17 protein-coding genes and 1 pseudogene are annotated in these 17,947 nt (G+C 74.7%); 6 read left to right on the top strand and 12 right to left on the bottom strand.

The features are described 5' to 3' along the window. The first annotated feature begins 27 nt into the window (after positions 1-27). A complete protein-coding gene (locus ACH4F6_RS01765; protein WP_397957831.1) occupies positions 28-858 on the top strand; it encodes an alpha/beta fold hydrolase in 831 nt (276 codons plus the stop codon). Here the strand turns inward: ACH4F6_RS01765 and ACH4F6_RS01760 are convergent. The 3 genes from ACH4F6_RS01760 to ACH4F6_RS01750 form a co-directional block, all read right to left on the bottom strand. After that, a complete protein-coding gene (locus ACH4F6_RS01760) occupies positions 833-1,111 on the bottom strand; it encodes a hypothetical protein (protein WP_397957830.1) in 279 nt (92 codons plus the stop codon). The genes ACH4F6_RS01765 and ACH4F6_RS01760 overlap by 26 nt on opposite strands. Beyond that, positions 1,108-1,416: a glycosyltransferase family 2 protein gene (locus ACH4F6_RS01755; protein WP_397957828.1), complete on the bottom strand. Its 309-nt coding sequence runs from the start codon at positions 1,414-1,416 to the stop codon at positions 1,108-1,110. The genes ACH4F6_RS01760 and ACH4F6_RS01755 overlap by 4 nt, the downstream gene beginning before the upstream one ends. Positions 1,417-1,565: 149 nt before the next feature. Further along, on the bottom strand, positions 1,566-2,072 hold the full coding sequence (locus ACH4F6_RS01750) for a GNAT family N-acetyltransferase (RefSeq protein ID WP_397957827.1): 507 nt from the start codon (positions 2,070-2,072) through the stop codon (positions 1,566-1,568). 87 nt (positions 2,073-2,159) lie between these two features. Between ACH4F6_RS01750 and ACH4F6_RS01745 the strand changes: the two genes are divergently transcribed. Continuing rightward, complete coding sequence (locus ACH4F6_RS01745; RefSeq protein WP_397957826.1) at positions 2,160-2,381, top strand: hypothetical protein; 222 nt, start codon at positions 2,160-2,162, stop codon at positions 2,379-2,381. Positions 2,382-2,463: 82 nt separating this feature from the next. On the opposite strand, the pseudogene ppk2 reads toward ACH4F6_RS01745, so the two are convergent. After that, a pseudogene (gene ppk2 / locus ACH4F6_RS01740) lies at positions 2,464-3,267 on the bottom strand (polyphosphate kinase 2). Between the two features lie 293 nt (positions 3,268-3,560). Between ppk2 and ACH4F6_RS01735 the strand changes: the two are divergent. Next, positions 3,561-4,631 carry a zinc-dependent alcohol dehydrogenase family protein gene (locus tag ACH4F6_RS01735; protein ID WP_397957825.1) on the top strand — a complete coding sequence of 357 codons (1,071 nt, stop codon included), beginning with the start codon at positions 3,561-3,563 and terminating at the stop codon, positions 4,629-4,631. 19 nt (positions 4,632-4,650) lie between these two features. Then, entirely contained in the window at positions 4,651-5,325 is a 675-nt protein-coding gene (locus tag ACH4F6_RS01730) for a helix-turn-helix domain-containing protein (protein ID WP_397957824.1), read from the top strand. Positions 5,326-5,990: 665 nt separating this feature from the next. Here ACH4F6_RS01730 and ACH4F6_RS01725 read toward each other — a convergent pair. The 7 genes from ACH4F6_RS01725 to mdlC form a co-directional block, all read right to left on the bottom strand. Continuing rightward, the gene (locus tag ACH4F6_RS01725) at positions 5,991-7,229 is read right to left on the bottom strand and encodes a cytochrome P450 (RefSeq protein WP_397957823.1); all 1,239 of its coding nucleotides are present in this window, start codon (positions 7,227-7,229) and stop codon (positions 5,991-5,993) included. 24 nt (positions 7,230-7,253) lie between these two features. After that, on the bottom strand, positions 7,254-8,645 hold the full coding sequence (locus ACH4F6_RS01720) for an NAD(P)/FAD-dependent oxidoreductase (RefSeq protein WP_397957821.1): 1,392 nt from the start codon (positions 8,643-8,645) through the stop codon (positions 7,254-7,256). Next, positions 8,635-8,859: a ferredoxin gene (locus ACH4F6_RS01715; protein ID WP_397958197.1), complete on the bottom strand. Its 225-nt coding sequence runs from the start codon at positions 8,857-8,859 to the stop codon at positions 8,635-8,637. Before ACH4F6_RS01715 ends, ACH4F6_RS01720 begins: the two co-directional genes overlap by 11 nt. Before the next feature lie 160 nt (positions 8,860-9,019). Then, positions 9,020-9,655, bottom strand: a complete 636-nt coding sequence (locus ACH4F6_RS01710; RefSeq protein WP_397957820.1) for a hypothetical protein — start codon at positions 9,653-9,655, stop codon at positions 9,020-9,022. A 181-nt stretch (positions 9,656-9,836) separates the two neighbouring features. Continuing rightward, a complete protein-coding gene (locus tag ACH4F6_RS01705) occupies positions 9,837-11,093 on the bottom strand; it encodes an MFS transporter (RefSeq protein WP_397957819.1) in 1,257 nt (418 codons plus the stop codon). Between the two features lie 252 nt (positions 11,094-11,345). Next, positions 11,346-12,800 carry a benzaldehyde dehydrogenase gene (locus ACH4F6_RS01700; RefSeq protein ID WP_397957818.1) on the bottom strand — a complete coding sequence of 485 codons (1,455 nt, stop codon included), beginning with the start codon at positions 12,798-12,800 and terminating at the stop codon, positions 11,346-11,348. Between the two features lie 27 nt (positions 12,801-12,827). Then, positions 12,828-14,408: a benzoylformate decarboxylase gene (gene mdlC / locus ACH4F6_RS01695; RefSeq protein ID WP_397957817.1), complete on the bottom strand. Its 1,581-nt coding sequence runs from the start codon at positions 14,406-14,408 to the stop codon at positions 12,828-12,830. Positions 14,409-14,504: 96 nt separating this feature from the next. Here mdlC and ACH4F6_RS01690 point away from each other — a divergent pair, with 96 nt between their 5' ends. Beyond that, on the top strand, positions 14,505-15,452 hold the full coding sequence (locus tag ACH4F6_RS01690; protein WP_397957816.1) for a LysR family transcriptional regulator: 948 nt from the start codon (positions 14,505-14,507) through the stop codon (positions 15,450-15,452). Between the two features lie 126 nt (positions 15,453-15,578). Here the strand turns inward: ACH4F6_RS01690 and ACH4F6_RS01685 are convergent, their stop codons facing one another. Next, a complete protein-coding gene (locus ACH4F6_RS01685; RefSeq protein ID WP_397957815.1) occupies positions 15,579-16,088 on the bottom strand; it encodes a MarR family winged helix-turn-helix transcriptional regulator in 510 nt (169 codons plus the stop codon). A 46-nt stretch (positions 16,089-16,134) separates the two neighbouring features. Here ACH4F6_RS01685 and ACH4F6_RS01680 point away from each other — a divergent pair, with 46 nt between their 5' ends. Then, positions 16,135-17,460 (top strand): multidrug effflux MFS transporter, encoded by a 1,326-nt coding sequence (locus ACH4F6_RS01680; protein WP_397957814.1) that lies wholly within the window; start codon positions 16,135-16,137, stop codon positions 17,458-17,460. Positions 17,461-17,947 lie beyond the last annotated feature (487 nt).

The raw sequence follows: 17,947 nt of genomic DNA, 5'->3' as shown, positions 1-17,947 counted from the left end.
CGGCTCGACGACCGGGAGGACAAGCCCATGCCGTACTTCGAAGGTTCCGGCGGCACCAGCCTCTTCTGCACGGACTGGGGACGGGGCAGCCCCGTGGTGTTCGTGGCCGGGGCCTGGCTCAGCAGCAGCTCGTGGGAGTTCCAGATGCTGCCGCTGTCCGAACGGGGGCTGCGCTGCGTCGCGTTCGACAAGCGGGGGCACGGCCGGTCGGACTGGGTCGGCCACGGCTTCGACTACGACACCCTCGCGGACGACCTCGCGGCGCTGCTGGTCCACCTCGACCTGCGCGACGTGACCCTGGTGGCCCACTCCATGGGCAGCGGCGAGGTCATCCGCTACCTCTCCCGTCACGGCCGCGACCGGGTGAGCCGGGTGGCCCTCGTCTCGGCCACCGCGCCCCTGATGGCCTGGGCGCCGGACCATCCGCAGGGAGCCGACCGCGGCCTCCTCGAGGCCGCGCTGGCGGAGCGGACCCGGGACCGCCCGCGGTGGATGGCCCAGAACGCGCAGGCGTTCTTCGCGACGCACCTGGGCAACACGGTCTCCGCCGAACTCGTCGAGTGGACCGTGCAGAAGTGCCTCGACTGCTCGGCCAAGGCCGCCGTCGAGGTGATCAGGACGGCCTTCTGCACCGATCTGCGCGACGAGGCCGCCGCGCTCGCGCTGCCGGTCCTGATCATCCACGGCGACGCGGACGCCTCGGCTCCCGTCGCCCTGTGCGGGCGGCGCCTGGCCGAGCTGGTGCCGGACAACCGGTACGAGGAGTACCCGCGAGCCGGCCACGGCGTCTTCATCACCCACGCCGAGCGACTGAACCAGGACCTGCTCGACTTCATCGGCGACCCCGCGTCCCGGTGAGCGCCGGCCGCGCTCCCGGCGGTACCGCTCCGGCGGCCGGCGCCTGCTCCGGCCGCCGGATGTGGTGGTACTGCACGCGCGCGGTGCGCTGCAGGGCCATGACCGCGGAGAGGAACTGGTCCATCTCGGCGGCCCGGGTGAGGATGTCGTCGGGCACGTGATCGTCCCGCAGGCAGGCGTCCGCGTCCTGGGTGAGCACCGCGTGCGCCCAGCCACGGGTGACCGGCTTGAACAGCCCCGGGTGCCTGGTCACGGTCCGGGCCCGGACGGCCAGGTCGTTCTCGGTGGCCCCGATCCCCGTGTCCCGATCCCCGTGTTGCGCGCCGCGGAGACGCCGGCGTCGGGCTGCCGGAGCGGCGTGATGGACCGGCCGGGGTGACGGGTGATCAGGTACTGGGCCGCCTCGGCGGTGTCGTCGGTGCTGCCGTCGTCGACGATGACGAGCTTCCGGGCGCGGAACGTCCGCGCGAGGGCGCCGGACACCGCCTGGGGCAGATGGCGGGCGTAGCCGTGACAGGGGATGACGACGGAGACCACGAGGCCGGATCTGTGGGACATGCGCCGTCTTTCCGGGTCCGGTGCACCACGGCGGGAACGGTGGTCCGCGTCCTCATTCACGCAGTAGGTCCGTCCGCTCGGTCGATCGTGTCCGCGCGATCACCGGGCGGCCCGGACTTCACCCGGGCGGCGCTCGGGGGCCGTACGGCTCACCCGGCGCGACGGCGGGTCAGCAGGCGGGTGATGCCGCCGTCGGCCTCGTCGATGTCCCGGACGTGCTCGAAGCCGATGCGGCCCAGCAGGGTCAGGGAGGCCGTGTTCCGCGCGGCCACGGTGGCGTGCACCTCCGTCAGCCCGAGGGCGCCGAAGCCGTGGGCGACGACCGCCCGCGCCACCTCGGTCCCCAGGCCGGCCCCCCAGGCGGAGGGGGCCAGGGCGTAGACGATCTCGTGGCCGTCGACGACCTCGGCCGACTTGATCTCGGCGTGCCCGACGAGCAGTCCGTCCCGGCGCACCGCCCACACGTCGAACAGGTCCTGGGCGTAGACCTTGGTGAAGACGCGCCCGAACAGGGCCCGGTCGTCCGCCTCGGACATCGGGCCGTCACCCATCCACCGGGACACCCTCGTGTCCTGGAACAGGGCGACGAAGTCCTCCTCGTCCTCCGGGACGTACGGGTCCAGGACCAGGCGCTCGGTCCGCAGGGTCGGGGTCATGGACGGCGACGCTACCCATGCGGGATCCGGGGCCGCAAACCGCTTTCGCGCGAGCGCCGCCGCCGTGGCCGCGCCGGACGGCGGCGCTTGCCCGACGCCGCCCCCTGGCTGCGCGTCCCCGAGGAGGCGCGGCGCGTCTGCGCCGGCAGCGGGGACGCCCACGACGCGCTCGTGGCGGCGCCGGCCGCCCGGGCCGTCCGGGCGCGGCTCACCACCCGGCCGTCCGCCGAGGACGCCGGACTCGCCCGCGTCGAGGGATGGATCCACGTCCCCGACGCGGGCTCGCCGGCGCGCCTCCCGCCGGGCTGACCCGGCGTCACCTGCCGCGTGGGGGACTCAGGTCGTCACGGCGTGCGGCGCGGGAGGCCGCCAGGAGTGCCCCGGCCCGTGCTCACAGCTTCGCCGAGTGGTCGGGGACGTACGTCTGCAGATCGCGCGGCGGGCGCTCGTAGCCGGTCGACGCCGGCCGGTCCGGCAGCTCCAGCACGGGCGGCGGCACGTCGTGGTACGGCACGGACGACAGCAGATGGGCGATCATGTTCAGCCGCGCCCGGCGCTTGTCGTCGCTCTCGACGACGTACCAGGGCGCCTCGGAGATGTCCGTGTGCACCATCATCTCGTCCTTGGCCCGCGAGTAGGCCTCCCAGCGGGTGATCGACTCCAGGTCCATCGGCGACAGCTTCCAGCGCCGCAACGGGTCCTGTGCGCGGCGCCGGAACCGCTCCTGCTGCTCGGTGTCGCTCACCGAGAACCAGTACTTGCGCAGCAGGATCCCGTCCTCGACCAGCATCCGCTCGAAGATCGGGCACTGGCGCAGGAAGAGCTGGTGCTCCTCCTTCGTGCAGAAGCCCATCACGTGCTCGACCCCGGCCCTGTTCTACCAGGAGCGGTCGAACAGCACGACCTCCCCGGCGGCCGGCAGGTGCTCCACGTACCGCTGGAAGTACCACTGGCTGCGCTCGCGCTCGGTCGGCTTCGGCAGCGCCGCGATCCGCGCCACCCGGGGGTTGAGGTGCTCGGCCACGCGTTTGATCGTGCCGCCCTTGCCCGCCGCGTCCCGCCCCTCGAAGACCACCACCAGCCGGGCGCCCGTCGCCCGCACCCACTCCTGCAGCCGCACCAACTCCGTCTGAAGACGCAGCAGTTCCTTCTCGTACAGCTTGCGCGGCAGCTCCGCCGCCTTCTTGCCGGCCATGCCGCCTCCACCGCCCGATGACCTGTGCCACGACTTCCGGCGTCCCGCCCGTGCCCATGGTCGAACACCAGGACGCCACCGTACTGTCCGGCGGGAAACCGCGCACCCCTGCCCCACCCCGGCCGGCGGCCGGCCCGCGCGGGGCCCTTTGGCCCAAGCGGAACGCTCCGGCACCGGTCAAGCTGGAGGGGTGGGCGGTTCCGGAGCCGGAACCGGAGCGGGGGACGCCCCGGAACACCGAAGACCACCGGACCACCGGTTTCCACAGCGGATCACAGAGGGTGAGGAAGGTCATGAAAGGCTTCGTCTTCCACGGCCCCGGGCAGTCCGCCTGGGAGGACGTCCCGGACCCTGCCGTCAAGGAGCCCACCGACGCCATCGTGCGGGTCGACACCGTCACCATCTGCGGGACCGACCTGCACATCCTCAAGGGCGACGTCCCCGAGGTGCGCCCGGGAACGGTCCTGGGGCACGAGGCGGTCGGCGAGATCATGGAGGTCGGCAGCGACGTGCGGACCGTACGGCCCGGCGACCGGGTGCTGGTGTCCTGCATCAGCTCCTGCGGCCGCTGCCGCTTCTGCCGGGAGGCCATGTACGGCCAGTGCCGGGGCGGCGGCGGGTGGATCCTCGGTCATCTGATCGACGGCACCCAGGCCGAGTACGTCCGCGTCCCCCACGCCGACCTGTCCGTGCACGCGCTGCCCGGAGCCGTCGAGAGCAAGGACGCCGTCCTGCTCGCGGACATCTTCCCGACCTCGTACGAGGTCGGCGTCCTCAACGGACGCGTACGCCCCGGCGACACGGTCGCCGTCGTCGGCGCCGGGCCCATCGGCCTCGCCGCGATCGCCACCGCCCGCCTGTTCGCGCCCGAGCGGATCGTCGCCGTCGACCAGGCCGCGTCACGGCTGGAGGCCGCCCGGCGACTGGGCGCCGACGCGGTGGCCGACGCGGGCGAGGACCCCGAACAGCTGATCGCCGACCTCACCGACGGACTCGGCGCGGACGTGGTCATCGAGGCGGTGGGGGTACCCGAGACCTTCGAGACGTGCACGCGCATGGTGCGGCCCGGCGGACACGTGGCCAACATCGGCGTCCACGGCCGGCCCGCGACGCTGCACCTGGAAGACCTGTGGATCAAGAACGTGACCATCACCACCGGTCTGGTGGACACCCGCTCCACCCCCACCCTGCTGCGCATGGCCGCCGCCGGGCGGCTGCCCACCGCGCAGCTGGTCACCCACACCTTCCCGCTGGACCACATGGAGGAGGCGTACGACGTGTTCGCCCGGGCCGCCGTCACCGGCGCGCTCAAGGTGGTGCTCGGCGGGCAGCCGCACGAGGAGATCGCCCTTCGGGCGGCCTGACGAGAGGACGTGACGGATCATGGCCGAGCAGACACGGGTGAACGTGACGGAGGGACCGCCCTCCGGCGATCTGGGCCGCCGCATCGCCGCGCGGCGTGTCGAGCTCGGGCTGTCCCGGGAGGAGGCGGCCGTCCGAGCGGGAATGGCGCCCAGCTATCTGGCCCACCTGGAGCAGCACCCCGGTGCCGCGCCGAGCCAGGGAGTGCTGCTCAGACTGGCGGGAGTCCTGCGGACCACGGTCTCGGCGCTCACCGGCGGCGACGCCGACCTGCCGCCCGGTCCCGGCCCGGCCGGCCGCGCGCCCCGGTTCACCGAGCTGAGCCGGACCGAGTGCGGCGACCTCCTCTCGACGCACGGTGTGGGACGGCTCGGGGTGTCCACGGTGCAGGGGCCGGTCATCGTCCCGGTCAACTACAGCGTCGTCGACGGCAGGATCGTCTTCAGGACCGCCCTCGGCGCGACCCCTTCCCTCGCCGCCGGCTGCCCGGTCGCCTTCGAGGTCGACCGCATCGACGACGCGTTCAGCGAGGGCTGGAGCGTGCTCGTGCGCGGCCACGCGCGGATGGTGACGGACCTCGGCGAGGAACGGCGACTCGCCCAGCGGGCCCACAGCAGGCCGTGGGCCGGAGGCCGGCGCGAGCTGTGGGTGCGCATCGATCCCTACACCGTCACGGGACGCCGGATCACTCTCTGACCGCGCCGGGCGGGGAACGAGAGGCGGACCCCGGACGACGGCCGCCGCGTCCCCGGGGCGCCCGAGCCGACAGGCGCGGGCGCCCCGGGGACGCGGCGCGCGTGGGGCGCGCGAGTGCGCGAGAGCGGCCGGCGAGGCGCGCGGCCCCGCGCGGCGGCGGCCCGGCCGGGGAGCCGCGGCCGCGTCCTCGCCGCCCTGCCCGGCGGCGCCGCGTGCGGCAGGCCTCGACCCGCCGAGACTCCTCAAGTCGCTCGGCGGGCACGGAACACGGCAGCCACGACGACCCGCATGACGGGAATCCCGGGACTGAACGAGAAGACCGACGTCGTGCTGCTCCTACGCGGACACGGTCGCGGCCGCCCCGCGCCGGACGCCGGCCGAGGCCTCGCCCGAGGAGCGCCCGGGACTCGAACGGGCCGCCGCACTGGCGGAGTCCACCGCCGCCGCCACCGAGTCCCGGCTGCGCGCCGACCGGGTCCGCTCCCGGCCGGCCGCCGCCGGCTTCACGGGGGACGTCACCTCGGTCGCGGCGGTGACGGCGCTGCGCCGGGCGGAGCCCGGGCTGAGCCTGCCGGCGGCGGCGCGGCTCCGGAAGGAGGCCGTGGCCCACCCGGAGTGATCCGGCGGGTCCGCCGCCGCACCGCCCGCCCCGGCTCTCCGGCGGGTCAGGGACGGATCCCGTCGCAGGCGATGGACAGATGGCGGGGGCCGCGCAGCACGGCGTTGCGCCGGTAGGGGGGCGGGTCCTCCAGCAGACGCGGGTTCTCCAGTCTGCGGGCCAGCTCCGCCAGGGCGTGCTGGGCCTCCAGCCGGGCGAGGGGCGCGCCGAAGCAGCTGTGGATGCCGCTGCCCAGGCCGAGGTGCTGGATGTCCTTCCGGTCCGGGTCGAAGCGGTCGGGGTCGGGGAAGCGCCGGGGGTCGCGGTTGCCCGAGGCCAGGACGAGCCAGAGGGAGGCGCCCTTCGGGATGGTGACGCCGTGGATCTCGATGTCGGCGAGGGGGGTGCGCTGCGGTACGAGCTGCACCGGCGGCTCGAAGCGCAGCAGCTCCTCGACGATGGGCACGGCCAGCCGCGGATCGGCGCGCAGCCGCTGGAGGACGTCGGGGTTGCGCAGCAGGGTGAGCATGCCGTTGGTGACGAGGTTGACGGTGGTCTCGTGACCCGCGATCAGCAGCAGCGCGGCCGTGCTGAGGAGCTCCATCGTGGTCATCGTGCCGTCCGGGCCCCGGGCCGTCGCCAGCAGCGACAGCATGTCGGTGCCGGGCTTCTTGCGGCGCTCCTCGATGAGGCCGGCCAGGTACATGCCCAGCTGCATACGGGCGTCGCCGGACTCCTTGCCGCGCTGCGCGGGATCGGCGTCCGGGTCGGGGTCGAGGCTCGCGGCGATGGTGTCGGCCCAGGAGTGGAAGCGTGCCTCGTCCTCCCGCGGCACCCCGAGCAGCCGGCAGATCACCGTCACCGGGAACGGGTAGGAGAACTGCTCGACGAGGTCGATGCGGCCGGGGTCGGCGATGCCGTCGATGAGGCCGGTGACGATGTCGTGGAGTTCGGGGCGCATGTCGTCGACGCGGTGCGGGGAGTGCGGCGGGCCGAAGTGCCGGTTGGTCATCCGGCGCAGCCGGTCGTGCTCGGGCGGGTCCAGGCGCAGGAAGCTGGGGGGCAGGGCGCCCTGCCCCTCCTGCGCGGACTCGTCCAGCGGGTCGTCGCCGGCGGAGGCGAGGTTGCGCGCGTCGGAGCTGATCCGCGGGTCGTGCAGCAGGCTGCGGATCTCGTAGTACGTGCTGATGACGTACGGGCCGTCCTCTTCGTGGTGGACCGGAGTCCTGCGCAGCTCCTCGTAGATCGGGTAGGGGTCGGCGCGGTTGTCGTAGTCCAGGATCTGGTGCAGCAGGGATCGCGTCATGGCGGGTCCTCGTGGCGGTGCCGGTCAGTGCGCGGGCGTGAACGTCATCCGGCGGTCGGCCGGGGAGTATCCGCTGAGGGTCACGGTCGGGCCGTGGGTGGGGACGGACGGGTCGGGGAAGTCGGCGTCCAGCGGCCGCCCCGCGTCCGCACGCCGGTCGACGGTGGCGAACGACGGCGGGAACGGCGCCGTGGTCTCGATCAGCTCCTGGTAGAAGGGCAGCCAGCGTGCCTGGTCGAAGGCGACCGCGCCGATGACGCGCCCCTGGTAGCCGTAGACGCCGACGAACCGGCGGTCGGCGAGCGAGCCCTGGGTGACGACGATCTCGGTGCCCAGGGGCGGCACCCCGACGGACTTGACGTTCACGCCGAACTGCGAGGACCAGAAGGCCGGCATCCACATGTGCGGCACGCGTTCCGGGCTGGCGCTGAGCATGTTGTGCGCCGCGGTCGTGGCCTGGGAGACGGCGTTGCCCCAGTGCTCCAGCGACAGGAACTGGTAGCCGAACAACGGGTGCGGGGAGCGGGCGACGTCGCCGGCGACGTAGACGTCGTCGGTGACGATGCCACGGATGTCGAAGGCGCGGCAGCCGGCGTCGCAGGCGATGCCGCGGGGGCCGGCCCCCAGACCGGATCCGGCGAGCCACTCGGTGTTGCGGGTGGCGCCGAGCGAGACGACCACCACGTCGGTCTCGACGGTGGAGCCGTCGGACAGGTGCGCGGCGCGCACCCGGCCCGAGGCGTCGCCCTCCAGGGCGGTCACCATGACCCCGCAGCGCAGGTCCACGCCGTGCTCGCGCTGCAGCTCGGCGGCGACGGCGCCGACGACCCCGCCGAGCGCGCCGACCAGGGGCGCCGCGCCGCGCTCGGCGACGGTGACCGGGAGGCCGCGCTCCCGGCAGGCGGAGGCGATCTCCGACCCGGTGAACCCGGCGCCGATGACCAGCACCCGCCGCGGACCCTGGGCGAGCCGGCGGGCGAGCGCGACGCCGTCGTCGCGGGTGCGCAGCACGAACACGCCGTCGAGAGCCGCCTCGGCCTCGTGCGGCCACGGGCGGGCCCGCACGCCGGTGGCGATCAGCAACCGGTCGTAGGGCACCTCGTCGCCGTCGGCCAGCCGGACCCGCCGGGCGGCCATGTCCAGGCCGGTGGCGGCCACGCCCAGCCGCCAGGTCGCGTCGAGGGCCCGGCGCCGGGGCAGCGCGGTGCGCTCGGCGTCGGCGGCGCCCAGCAGCACCTGCTTGGACAGCGGAGGCCTGTCGTACGGCTCGTACGGCTCGTCGCCGATCATCGTCAGGGACCCGGCGAAGCCCTCCTCCCGCAGGGTCTCCGCGGCCCGCAGGCCCGCCAGCGAGGCGCCGACGACGACGATGCGGCCCTCCCGCCTGAGGCGTTCCAGGGACCCGTCACCGTTCACCGGACACCGCCTCCGCCGGCACGTCGGCCGAGTCGACGAGGATGGCCTGGACGGGGCAGGCGGCGGAGGCCCGCGCCAGTCGCTCGCGCTGGTCCTCCCCGGGCTCCGGGTCGTACAGCAGTCCCTCTTCACCGTGCATGGTGAAGACACCGGGAGCGAGGAACGCGCACTGGGCGTACCCCTGACAGCGGTTCAGGTCGACGACAAGCCTCACCAAGGGATCGGTCCTCTCAGACAGCCCGCCCCCCCTCACGGCCATCCTGTGCGGCCCGACGGCGCACGGCGAGGAGGAGTGGGCCGCAGGAGTGAACACCGCCGCCCGCGCGGGCGGCGGTGTCGCACGGCGAGGCCCGCGCCGGCCGGCGCACCCGGGCTCAGGCCCGGGCGCCCGGCCGTGTCCCGGCCGGACCCCGGCGGCCCCGCAGGATGTGCAGGCCGACGACCAGCGCCCAGGCGGGGAGGACGAGCTCGGACCAGGGCACGTCCGCGCCCACCACGAGCAGCGTCAGACCCGCGAGGCAGCCGAACACGACCAGCGGACGGGGGAGGACCCCCAGACGCCGGCCGATGGCCGAGGTCGTCAGGACGAACACCGCCGCCATCCGCATCGCGTACGTGGTCAGCAGGGCGTAGGCGAAGTGGCGGCCGAACGCCGAGTGCTGCTCCTCCAGCACGGTCGCCGCCGCGGCGGCGCTGCCGAACAGGGTGGCGACGAAGACCAGCCCGCTGCCCAGGAAGACGGTGGACACGAACCGGTCCTCCCGCTCGCCCACCTGCTCGCGCACGGCCCCCATGAACCACAGGAAGGCGATCCCGGCGAACGGCAGCAGCGCGAGCGCCGTCCGCACCGCGCCGCGCCGCCCGGCATCGACGGTGACGTCCTCCCCGCCCGCGCCCTCGGGCAGGGCGATCCGCATCAGGACGATCGCCGCGGCCATCAGCACCGCGAAGACGATCCCCGCGATCCCCGCCGCCCGTGGTGTCCCGAGGCGCTCGTTCGTCTGCCTCATGTCCCTCGCCTTCCGTCCGCGCTCCTTTCGTCCAGACAGCGGCAATCCGGCGCCGTCCGCCACCGGGGCGCGGCGGGGGCGGCGGCGCGGTGCTCACGGGCCGGGCCGCGGGAACAGGGGTGAACGCGCCGCCGCCCCCGACCCTGGGGGTCCGGGGCGGCGGCGCGACGGGACGGGCGGATCAGGCGGTGACCTCCGGGGCCTCGGCCGGGGCGCCTTCGGCCGGGCGCGGCAGGGTCAGCACGGCCAGCAGGGCGAGGACCGCGACGGCGGCGAAGAAGTAGAAGCCCCAGGGGTGGCCGATCCCGGCGGTGACCAGGGCACCGGTGATCGTCGGGCCGATGATCGAGCCGAGCCGGCCGATGCCGGAGGCCGAGCCCAGGGCGGTGCCGCGGACGGCGGCCGGGTAGAAGGCCGTGACGTAGGCGTAGACGAGGACCTGGGCCGAGAAGACGAACACGCCGGTGAAGAAGACGACGGTGTTGAGCAGCAGGTCGCTGTCCATCTTGACGCTCAGGCAGGCGAGCATCAGCACGGCCGCCCCGAACCAGGCGAGGGTGGTGCCCTTGATGCCCCGCCGGTCGGCGACGAGGCCGCCGACGACCAGGCCGACGACACCGCCGACGTTGAGCACGAGGAGCTGGGTGACCGCCGTGGGCACGGGGTAGCCGGCGTCGTTCATGAGCTTCGGCAGCCAGGTGTTGAGGCCGTAGACCAGCAGCAGGCCCATGAAGGACGCGACCCAGACGCCGATGCCCGCGCGCAGGTAGGCGGGCTTCAGCAGCTCCGTGAACGGCACGCGCCGGGCGTCCGGCGCCTCCTTGGCCCGGGTGAACGCCTCCGACTCCGGCAGGCGGAACCACTGGATCACGGCGACGACGAGGCCGATCACGCCCAGGAGGTAGAAGAGGACCTGCCAGTTGTCGGTCACCTGCAGAGCGAGCAGCGAGGTGATGACGGCGCCGGTGTGGTAGCCGGTCATCGTGAGCGTGCTGGCCCGGGCCCGGCGGGCGGCCGGCATGTGCTCGGCCATCATCGTGAGGGACACCGGCATGCAGGCGCCCAGGCCCAGGCCGGCGAGGAGGCGGAGCAGGGCGAACATCGTGACGGAGTCGGCCAGCGGCACCAGGATCGTGAACAGGGAGAACACGACCACCGAGCCGATGAGCAGCAGGCGCCGGCCCAGCCAGTCGGCGAGCGGGCCCACGGAGACGGCGCCGATGGCGACGCCGACGAGCGACAGCGTCGCGATGGTGGTCGCGTCACCGGCGGTCATGCCGAGGTGGTGGGTCTTGAGGAGCGTCGGGATGATGGCGCCGAGGACGACGAGGTCGTAGCCCTCGAGCAGGACGGTGATCCAGCACAGGATCACCGTCCAGGTGTTGCGGCCGGCTCTGCCGGTCTGTGCTGGTGCGGCGGACGACGTGGTGGAGGCCATGACGGCATTCCCCCCAAAGCGGCTACGGAGGACGGGTGTGGGATCGGCCGGGAGCGGTTCCCGCGGTCGGCGGAAGGGCGGCTCACGGCCGGGGGAAGAGCGGTTTCCGCGATCGGCGGGGGTGCGGAACCCGGCGGGCCGCGGTGTCTGCGGCCCGCGGGGGAGCGGAATCCGGCGGGCCGCGGTGTCCGCGGCCCGCGGGGAGCGGGACTCGGCGGGCCGCGCCGGTGCACGGCCCGCGGGGGAGCGGGGTCAGAACGGGTAGTCGGCGATGTCCGGGCGGACGGTGAGCCACTGGGTCTCGGTGAACGCCTCGACGTTGGCGGCGGCGCCGCCGAACCGGGACCCGGTGCCGGACGCCTTGACCCCGCCGAACGGCGCGTTGGGCTCGTCGCCGACGGTCTGCTCGTTGATGTGGATCTTGCCGGAGTCGATCCGGTCCGCGAGCTTCATCGCCGTTCCGACGTCACCGAGGAGGCCCACGGACAGCCCGTACTCGCAGTCGTTGACGATCCGCGCGGCCTCGTCCAGGGTCGAGAAGCCGATGACGGGCGCGACGGGCCCGAAGATCTCCTCGCGCCAGGCGGGCATGTCGGTGGTCAGACCGGTCAGGACGGTGGCCCGGTACCCGTTGCCGACGATCTCGCCGCCCGCGGCGAGGGTCGCGCCCGCCGCCACGCTGTCGGTGACGAGGGAGTGCACCCGCTCCAGCTGGCGCCGGTCGATGATCGGGCCGAGCGCCACCTCCTCGCGCGCGGGGTCGCCGACCGGCAGCGCCTTCGCCTTCGCCGCGAGCGCGGCCGTGTACTCCTCGAGCAGCGACTCGTGCACGATGTGGCGGCCGGTCGTCATGCAGATCTGGCCCTGGTGCAGGTACGAGCCGAACGCGCCCGCGGAGGCCGCCTTGGCGACGTCGGCGCCGGGCAGCACCACCAGGGCGTTGTTGCCGCCCAGTTCCAGGTGCGCCCGCTTCAGCAGCCGGCCGGCCCGCTCGCCGATGGCCCGCCCGACCGGGGTGGAGCCGGTGAAGGAGATCACCCGGACCTCGGGCGCCTCGACGACCGCCTGCCCGACCGACCCGTCGCCGGGCAGCAGGTGCAGGACGCCCGCGGGCAGCCCGGCCTCCTCGAAGATCCGCGCGATGACCACGCCGCCGCTCACCGCGGTGCGCGGATCGGGCTTGAGCAGCACGGCGTTGCCGAGCGCGAGGGCCGGGGCGACGGAGCGCAGGCCCAGGATGAGGGGGAAGTTGAACGGCGCGATCACGCTGACGACGCCGGCGGGCCGGCGGCGGGCGAACGACCAGCGGGCCTCCTCGGAGGTGAGCACCTCGCCCTGCGGATGGGTGGGCAGAGCGGCGCACTCGAAGCACTCGCCGACGGCGAGCCCGACCTCGAAGTCCGCCTTGGCCCGCACCGAGCCGGCCTCCCGCACCAGCCAGTCCCCGACCTCGGCGGCGTACCGGGTGAACAGCTCGCCCGCGCGGCGCAGCACCGCGGCCCGCTCCTGCGGGGACGTCGCCGCCCACTCCCGCTGCGCCTCGGCGGCGCGGGCGGCGGCGCGGGCCACGTCCTCGGCCGTGGCCAGGCCCACGGTGCCGAGCCGGCCGCCGGTCGCCGGCTCGACGACGGGCTGTGCGTGGGCGGCGTCCCGCCAGCCGTCGCTGAAGTACTTCTCGCCCCAGACGGCGCTGTCCAGGAGTGTCATCGGTGTGCCTTTCTTCGAACAGGTCGGTCAGGAGGGGGTCGTGAGCGCGGTGTCGACCTGCACCAGCCGGGGTCCGTCCGGCCGCTCGGCCAGGACGGCGCGCAGTTCCTCCAGGTCATGGGCGTGCTGTGCGCGGACGCCGTAGCCTTCGGCGATACGGGTGAAGTCCAGCCCGGGGATGTCCATGCCGGGCGCGTCCGGCACCCCGAGGAGGTCGCCGAACCAGCGCAGCGCGCCGTACGTCCCGTTGCGCAGCAGCACGATCGTCAGGGGCACCCGCTGCTGCGCGGCCGTCCACAGGGCGGTGACGCCGTAGTTGGCCGAGCCGTCGCCGATCACGCCGACGACGGGCCGGTCCGGCTGGGCCAGGGCGACGCCGACCGCGCCGGGCAGCCCGAAGCCGAGCCCGCCGGCCGCCGGGAAGTAGTAGGAACCGGGGCGGCGCAGATCCATCTGCCGCCACCACGCGGCGCTCGTCGAGGTCGACTCGACGACGTAGGCGGTGTCCTCGGGCTGTTCGTCGCGCAGCGCGGCGAAGACCTGCTCGGGGTGCAGCCGGGACCCCTGGGCGCCGGGCGGCTCGGGCGCCGGCCGGAAGGCCGCCGGGGGAGCGGCGGGCGCGTCCAGCGCCTTCACCAGCAGGTCGACGACGGCCGCCGGGTCGGCGACGAGCGCCTCGCCCATGGGCGCCCGGGCCGCGGCGGAGGCGTCGTCGGTGACCTGGAGCAGCCGGGTGCCCTCGGGCAGGTACCGGCCGGGCAGGTACTCGTGGTAGCGGAACACCGGCGCGCCGAGGACGAGGACGAGGTCGTGCCCCTCGAACGCCTCGGACACCGGCGCGATGCCGGCCGGCAGCACCCCGCGGAACTGCGGATGCCGGTTCGGGAAGGGCAGACGGAACTGCGAGGGCGCCGCCCACACCGGACCGCCCAGCCGCTCGGCCAGCCGGACGGCGTCGTCGAACAGACCGGCCGTGTCGATGTCGCCGCCCAGGACGAGCGCGGGCCGCCGGGCGGCCAGGACCTGCTCGACGATCCGGTCCGCCTGGTCCCCGGCGGGCGCGGAGGACCGCGCGACCCGCCGGTCCAGCACGGCCAGGCCGTTGTCGTCGGCGTCCGCGGCCCAGTCGTCGTACGGCACGGACAGGTACGTCGGCCGCCGCTGCAGCTGCGCCTCGAAGACGGCCTGCGCGAGCGCGCGCGGCACGTCCTGGGCGCACGCCGGTTCCGCGGCCCAGCCGACCAGCGGCTTCATCAGCGCGGGCGCGTCGACGTTGGCCAGGTTGGCCTCCGGGCCGATGGCGGGCCGCACCTGCTGTCCGGCCACGATCACCAGCGGCGTCCGGGAGGCCACGGCGTTGGTCAGGGTGCCCATCGCGTTGCCGGAGCCGGAGGCGGCGTGCAGGTTGACCAGCACCGGCCGGCCGCTGGCCTGCGCGTAGCCGTCGGCCATGCCGACCACGGCCCCCTCGTGCAGGCCCAGGACGTAACGGAACGCGTCGGGCAGGTCGGCGAGGAACGGCAGCTCGTTGGAGCCGGGGTTGCCGAAGACGGTGGTGAGGCCCTGACGCTGCAGGAACTCGTGGGAGACATGACGGACGGAGGGCAACGGACGTTCCTTTCCGGGGTGGCCCACGACACGCTAGGCAGGGCCGCGACATGGCACCAATAGATGTTGTGCGGCCCCGATATAGAGTTGCTCGATATGAGGAACTTCGACCTCAACCTGGCCCGCGTCTTCGTGCTGCTGTACGAGACGGGCAGCGTCACGGCCACCGCCGACACGCTCCACGTCACCCAGCCCACGGTCAGCTACAGCCTGGCCAAGCTGCGCAGACACTTCGACGACGAGCTGTTCCGGCGCACGGGCCGGGGACTGACGCCGACGGCGGGCGCCCGCCGGCTCTACGAGCCGTTGCAGCGCGCCCTGGCCGCCATCGACGCGACGATCCGCCAGGCCGACGACTTCGATCCCACGACCATGCCGGGGCGCTTCACGCTGGCCCTGTCGGACCTCGGCGAGGCGACGCTGCTGCCGCGTCTGGTGGCCGCGGCCCGCGAGCGGGCCCCCCGGGTCTCGTTCGCGGTCCGTCCGTTCGACGTCGACGAGGCCGAGAGCCAGCTGCGGCGCGGCGAGCTCGACGCGTTCGTGGCGACCCCGGTGCTGACCTCGCACCGGACGGTGCGCATCCCGCTGTTCCAGGAGCGTTACGTCGCCATGGTCGCCGCCGACCACCCCCGCGTCCGGGGCCACTCGGTCACCGCCGCGCAGCTCGCGGCCGAGCGGCACGCGACCGTCTACGGCCCCAGCGGACACGTCCTGCCGCGCGCCGTGCTGGCCGCGCACGGACTCCTGGACCGCGTCGTCGTCGACGCCACCCGCCTCTCGACGCTGCCCTACGTGCTGGAGCAGACCGACCTGATCGCCATCGTCCCCGAGTACGTCGCGGAGGTGTTCACCGCTTCCCACCGCGTGCGCCCGGTCCGGCTGCCCTTCGAGACCGAACCGATCGAGGTCGCGCTCTACGTCCGCCACGAGTCCTCGCGGAGCCCCTCGCAGCGGTGGCTGGTCCACTTCATGGCCGGGGTGCTGGGCGAACTGGTGAGCCCGGCCCAACTGCCGCCCGGTGGCCGGGAACACGGAGCCGGCTGAGCTGCCGGACGGCCTCGCGCGGCGGCCGGTGGCCGATCCGCCGCCGGCGCGCCGACCGCTGCGGCCCGCGCGGCCCGCGGGGCGGTGCCCCGGCGTCCGGACGGCCCGCGGGTCCGCCTCGGTCCCTCAGGGGCGGCTCTGCCCGCTCTCCATCGCCTCGACCAGACGGGCCAGGGCCTCGAGGACCCATTCCCGGTCGTCCCCGAGGTTCGCCAACAGCGCGACCTCCGCGGCGAGCTGGCGGGGGAAGAGGTCGTCGACGGCCCGGGCTCCGGCCTCGGTGACGGTGACGAGGGCGGCGCGGCGGTCGGCCGGGTTCGGGGTGCGGGCGATGAAGCCGCGCCTTTCCAGTCTGGCGAGCGTCTTGCTGACGCCCGCGCGGGACAGGCCGAGGTTCGCGGCGAGGCGGCGGGCGATGACCGGGCCGGTGGCGTGGCGCAGGGGGATGAGCATGTCGACCTCGGGCGCGGTGAGGGGGGCGCCCTCGTACAGGGGCTCGACGGCCCGGTCGAGCAGGCCCGTGGCGCGCTTGAGGAGGGCCACCACCTCCATCGGGGACGTGTCGAGGCCGGGGTTGTTCCGGGTCCACTGGGCGCGGACGTCGGCGGGGTCGGGGGAGGGGGTCATGCCGCTCATCACTCCGATAATGTTAACCAGTGAACCATCGGTTACCGTTGAGGTCATGATATCGCCGTCCCCCGCTCGCCCGACGGTCGCGCACCGAACCGGTGAGGCCGAACCGACCGACCCCGCCTCCCCGTCCCGGCGGTCCGCCCTCGCCCTGGTCGCCGTCCTCGGAGCGCTGACCGCGGTCGCCCCGCTCGCGACCGACATGTACGTCCCCGGCTTCCCCGCCATGGGAGAGGCGCTCGGGACGAGCTCGTCGGTGGTGCAGCTGACCATGACCGCCTTCCTGGCCGGCCTGGTCGTCGGCCAGTTGCTGATCGGGCCGCTCAGCGACGGCCTCGGGCGGCGCCGGCTGCTGCTGTCCGGCTCGGCCGGGTTCGTGCTCTTCTCCGTCGCGTGCGCCCTCGCGCCGAACGTCGCCCTGCTCACCGGGGCGCGCTTCCTCCAGGGCGTGGCCGGCGCGGCGGGCATGGTGCTGGCCCGGGCCGTCCTCACCGACCGCTTCCACGGAGCCGACCTGCCCCGCCACTTCGCGGTGCTCTCCCAGGTGATGGGCGTCGCCCCGATCGCGGCCCCGGTCCTCGGCGGGGCCGTGCTCGGCGTCTCCACCTGGCGGGCCGTGTTCGCCGTCCTGGCCGTCCTGGGCGCCCTGCTGGTGCTCGCCGTGGCGCGCGCGGTACCGGAGTCCCTGCCGCCGGAGCGCCGTCACGGCGGCGGTTTCGCCGGCACGTTCCGGGCCATGGGCTCGCTGCTGGGCCGCCGCACCTTCATGGGGTACGTCCTGGTCGTCGCCTTCGTGTCGGCGGCGCTGTTCGCCTACATCAGCGGCTCCAGCTTCGTCTTCGAGAGCCTGCACGGCGTCTCGGCGACGATGTACTCCCTCATCTTCGCCACCAACGCCGTCGGCATGCTGCTCGCCGGAGCGGTCTTCTCCCGCCTGGCCGGACGGCGCCGGCTCGACACCCTCCTCGCGGCCGGTGTCGCGGTCTGCCTGCTGGGCGCGCTGGCCCAGGTGCTGCTGGTGCTGACGGTCGGGGAGACCTTGGCCGGCACGTGGGCCGGCCTGTTCGTGACCGCCGTCGGCATCGGCCTGGTCTTCCCGGCGGGCATGAGCCTCGGCCAGACGGTGGGCCGGTCGGCGCCGGGCGCCGCCTCGGCGCTCCTGGGCGGACTGCAGTTCCTCTTCGGGGCGCTGGCCTCGCCCCTGGTGGGCCTGTTCGGGGAGGACAGCTCCCTGCCGATGGCGTCGATCATGCTCGTCGCCGCGGCTGCGGCCGCGGCCGCCCTGGCCGGACTCGCCCGGCCCTGGCAGGGGCACGGCGCACCGGAGGCGACCGGGCGCCGCGCACCCCGTGGCGGGCGGGACGCGGACGCCGGCTGACCCGCGCGGGGCACGCGGACGGCGTGGACCCGCCTCACCGGGCCGGCGCCGCCCGCGCCGCACGGCCGGCTCCCCGCGGCACGCGCCGCTCCGGAGACGCCCGGGGCGCGCGACGTGCCCGCCACGCCGCGTGCGCGCCCCGCGGCCGCGTCGGCCGCCGCTCCCCGGCTCACCGCCCCCCGGCCCGCGCCGGGGGACGGTGAGCCGTCCCGTCACGCGATGCGCGTCGCCTCCGCGGAAAGGTGCCCCGGCGGCGAGGGCGTTTTTGCCCGGCCGCCCGGCCGCCCGGCCGCCCGGCTGCTCGGCTGCTCGGCTGCTCGGCCGCCCGGCCGCCCGGCCGCCCGGCCGCCCGGCCGCCCGGGCTCCGGTTCCGTTGCCGGATCGCCGGCCGGTGCCCCGTGTGCCAGCCGTCCCGCGCCACCTCTTGCCGGCAGTCGTCCCGCGCAGCCTCTTGCCGACGGCCGTCCCGCGCAGCCCCTTGCCGACG

Source organism: Streptomyces sp. NPDC017936, from assembly GCF_044328485.1.
Classification (GTDB): Bacteria; Actinomycetota; Actinomycetes; order Streptomycetales; family Streptomycetaceae; genus Streptomyces.
Note: the sequence above shows the minus strand (reverse complement) of the source record. Positions and strands in the feature narration are given on the sequence as shown.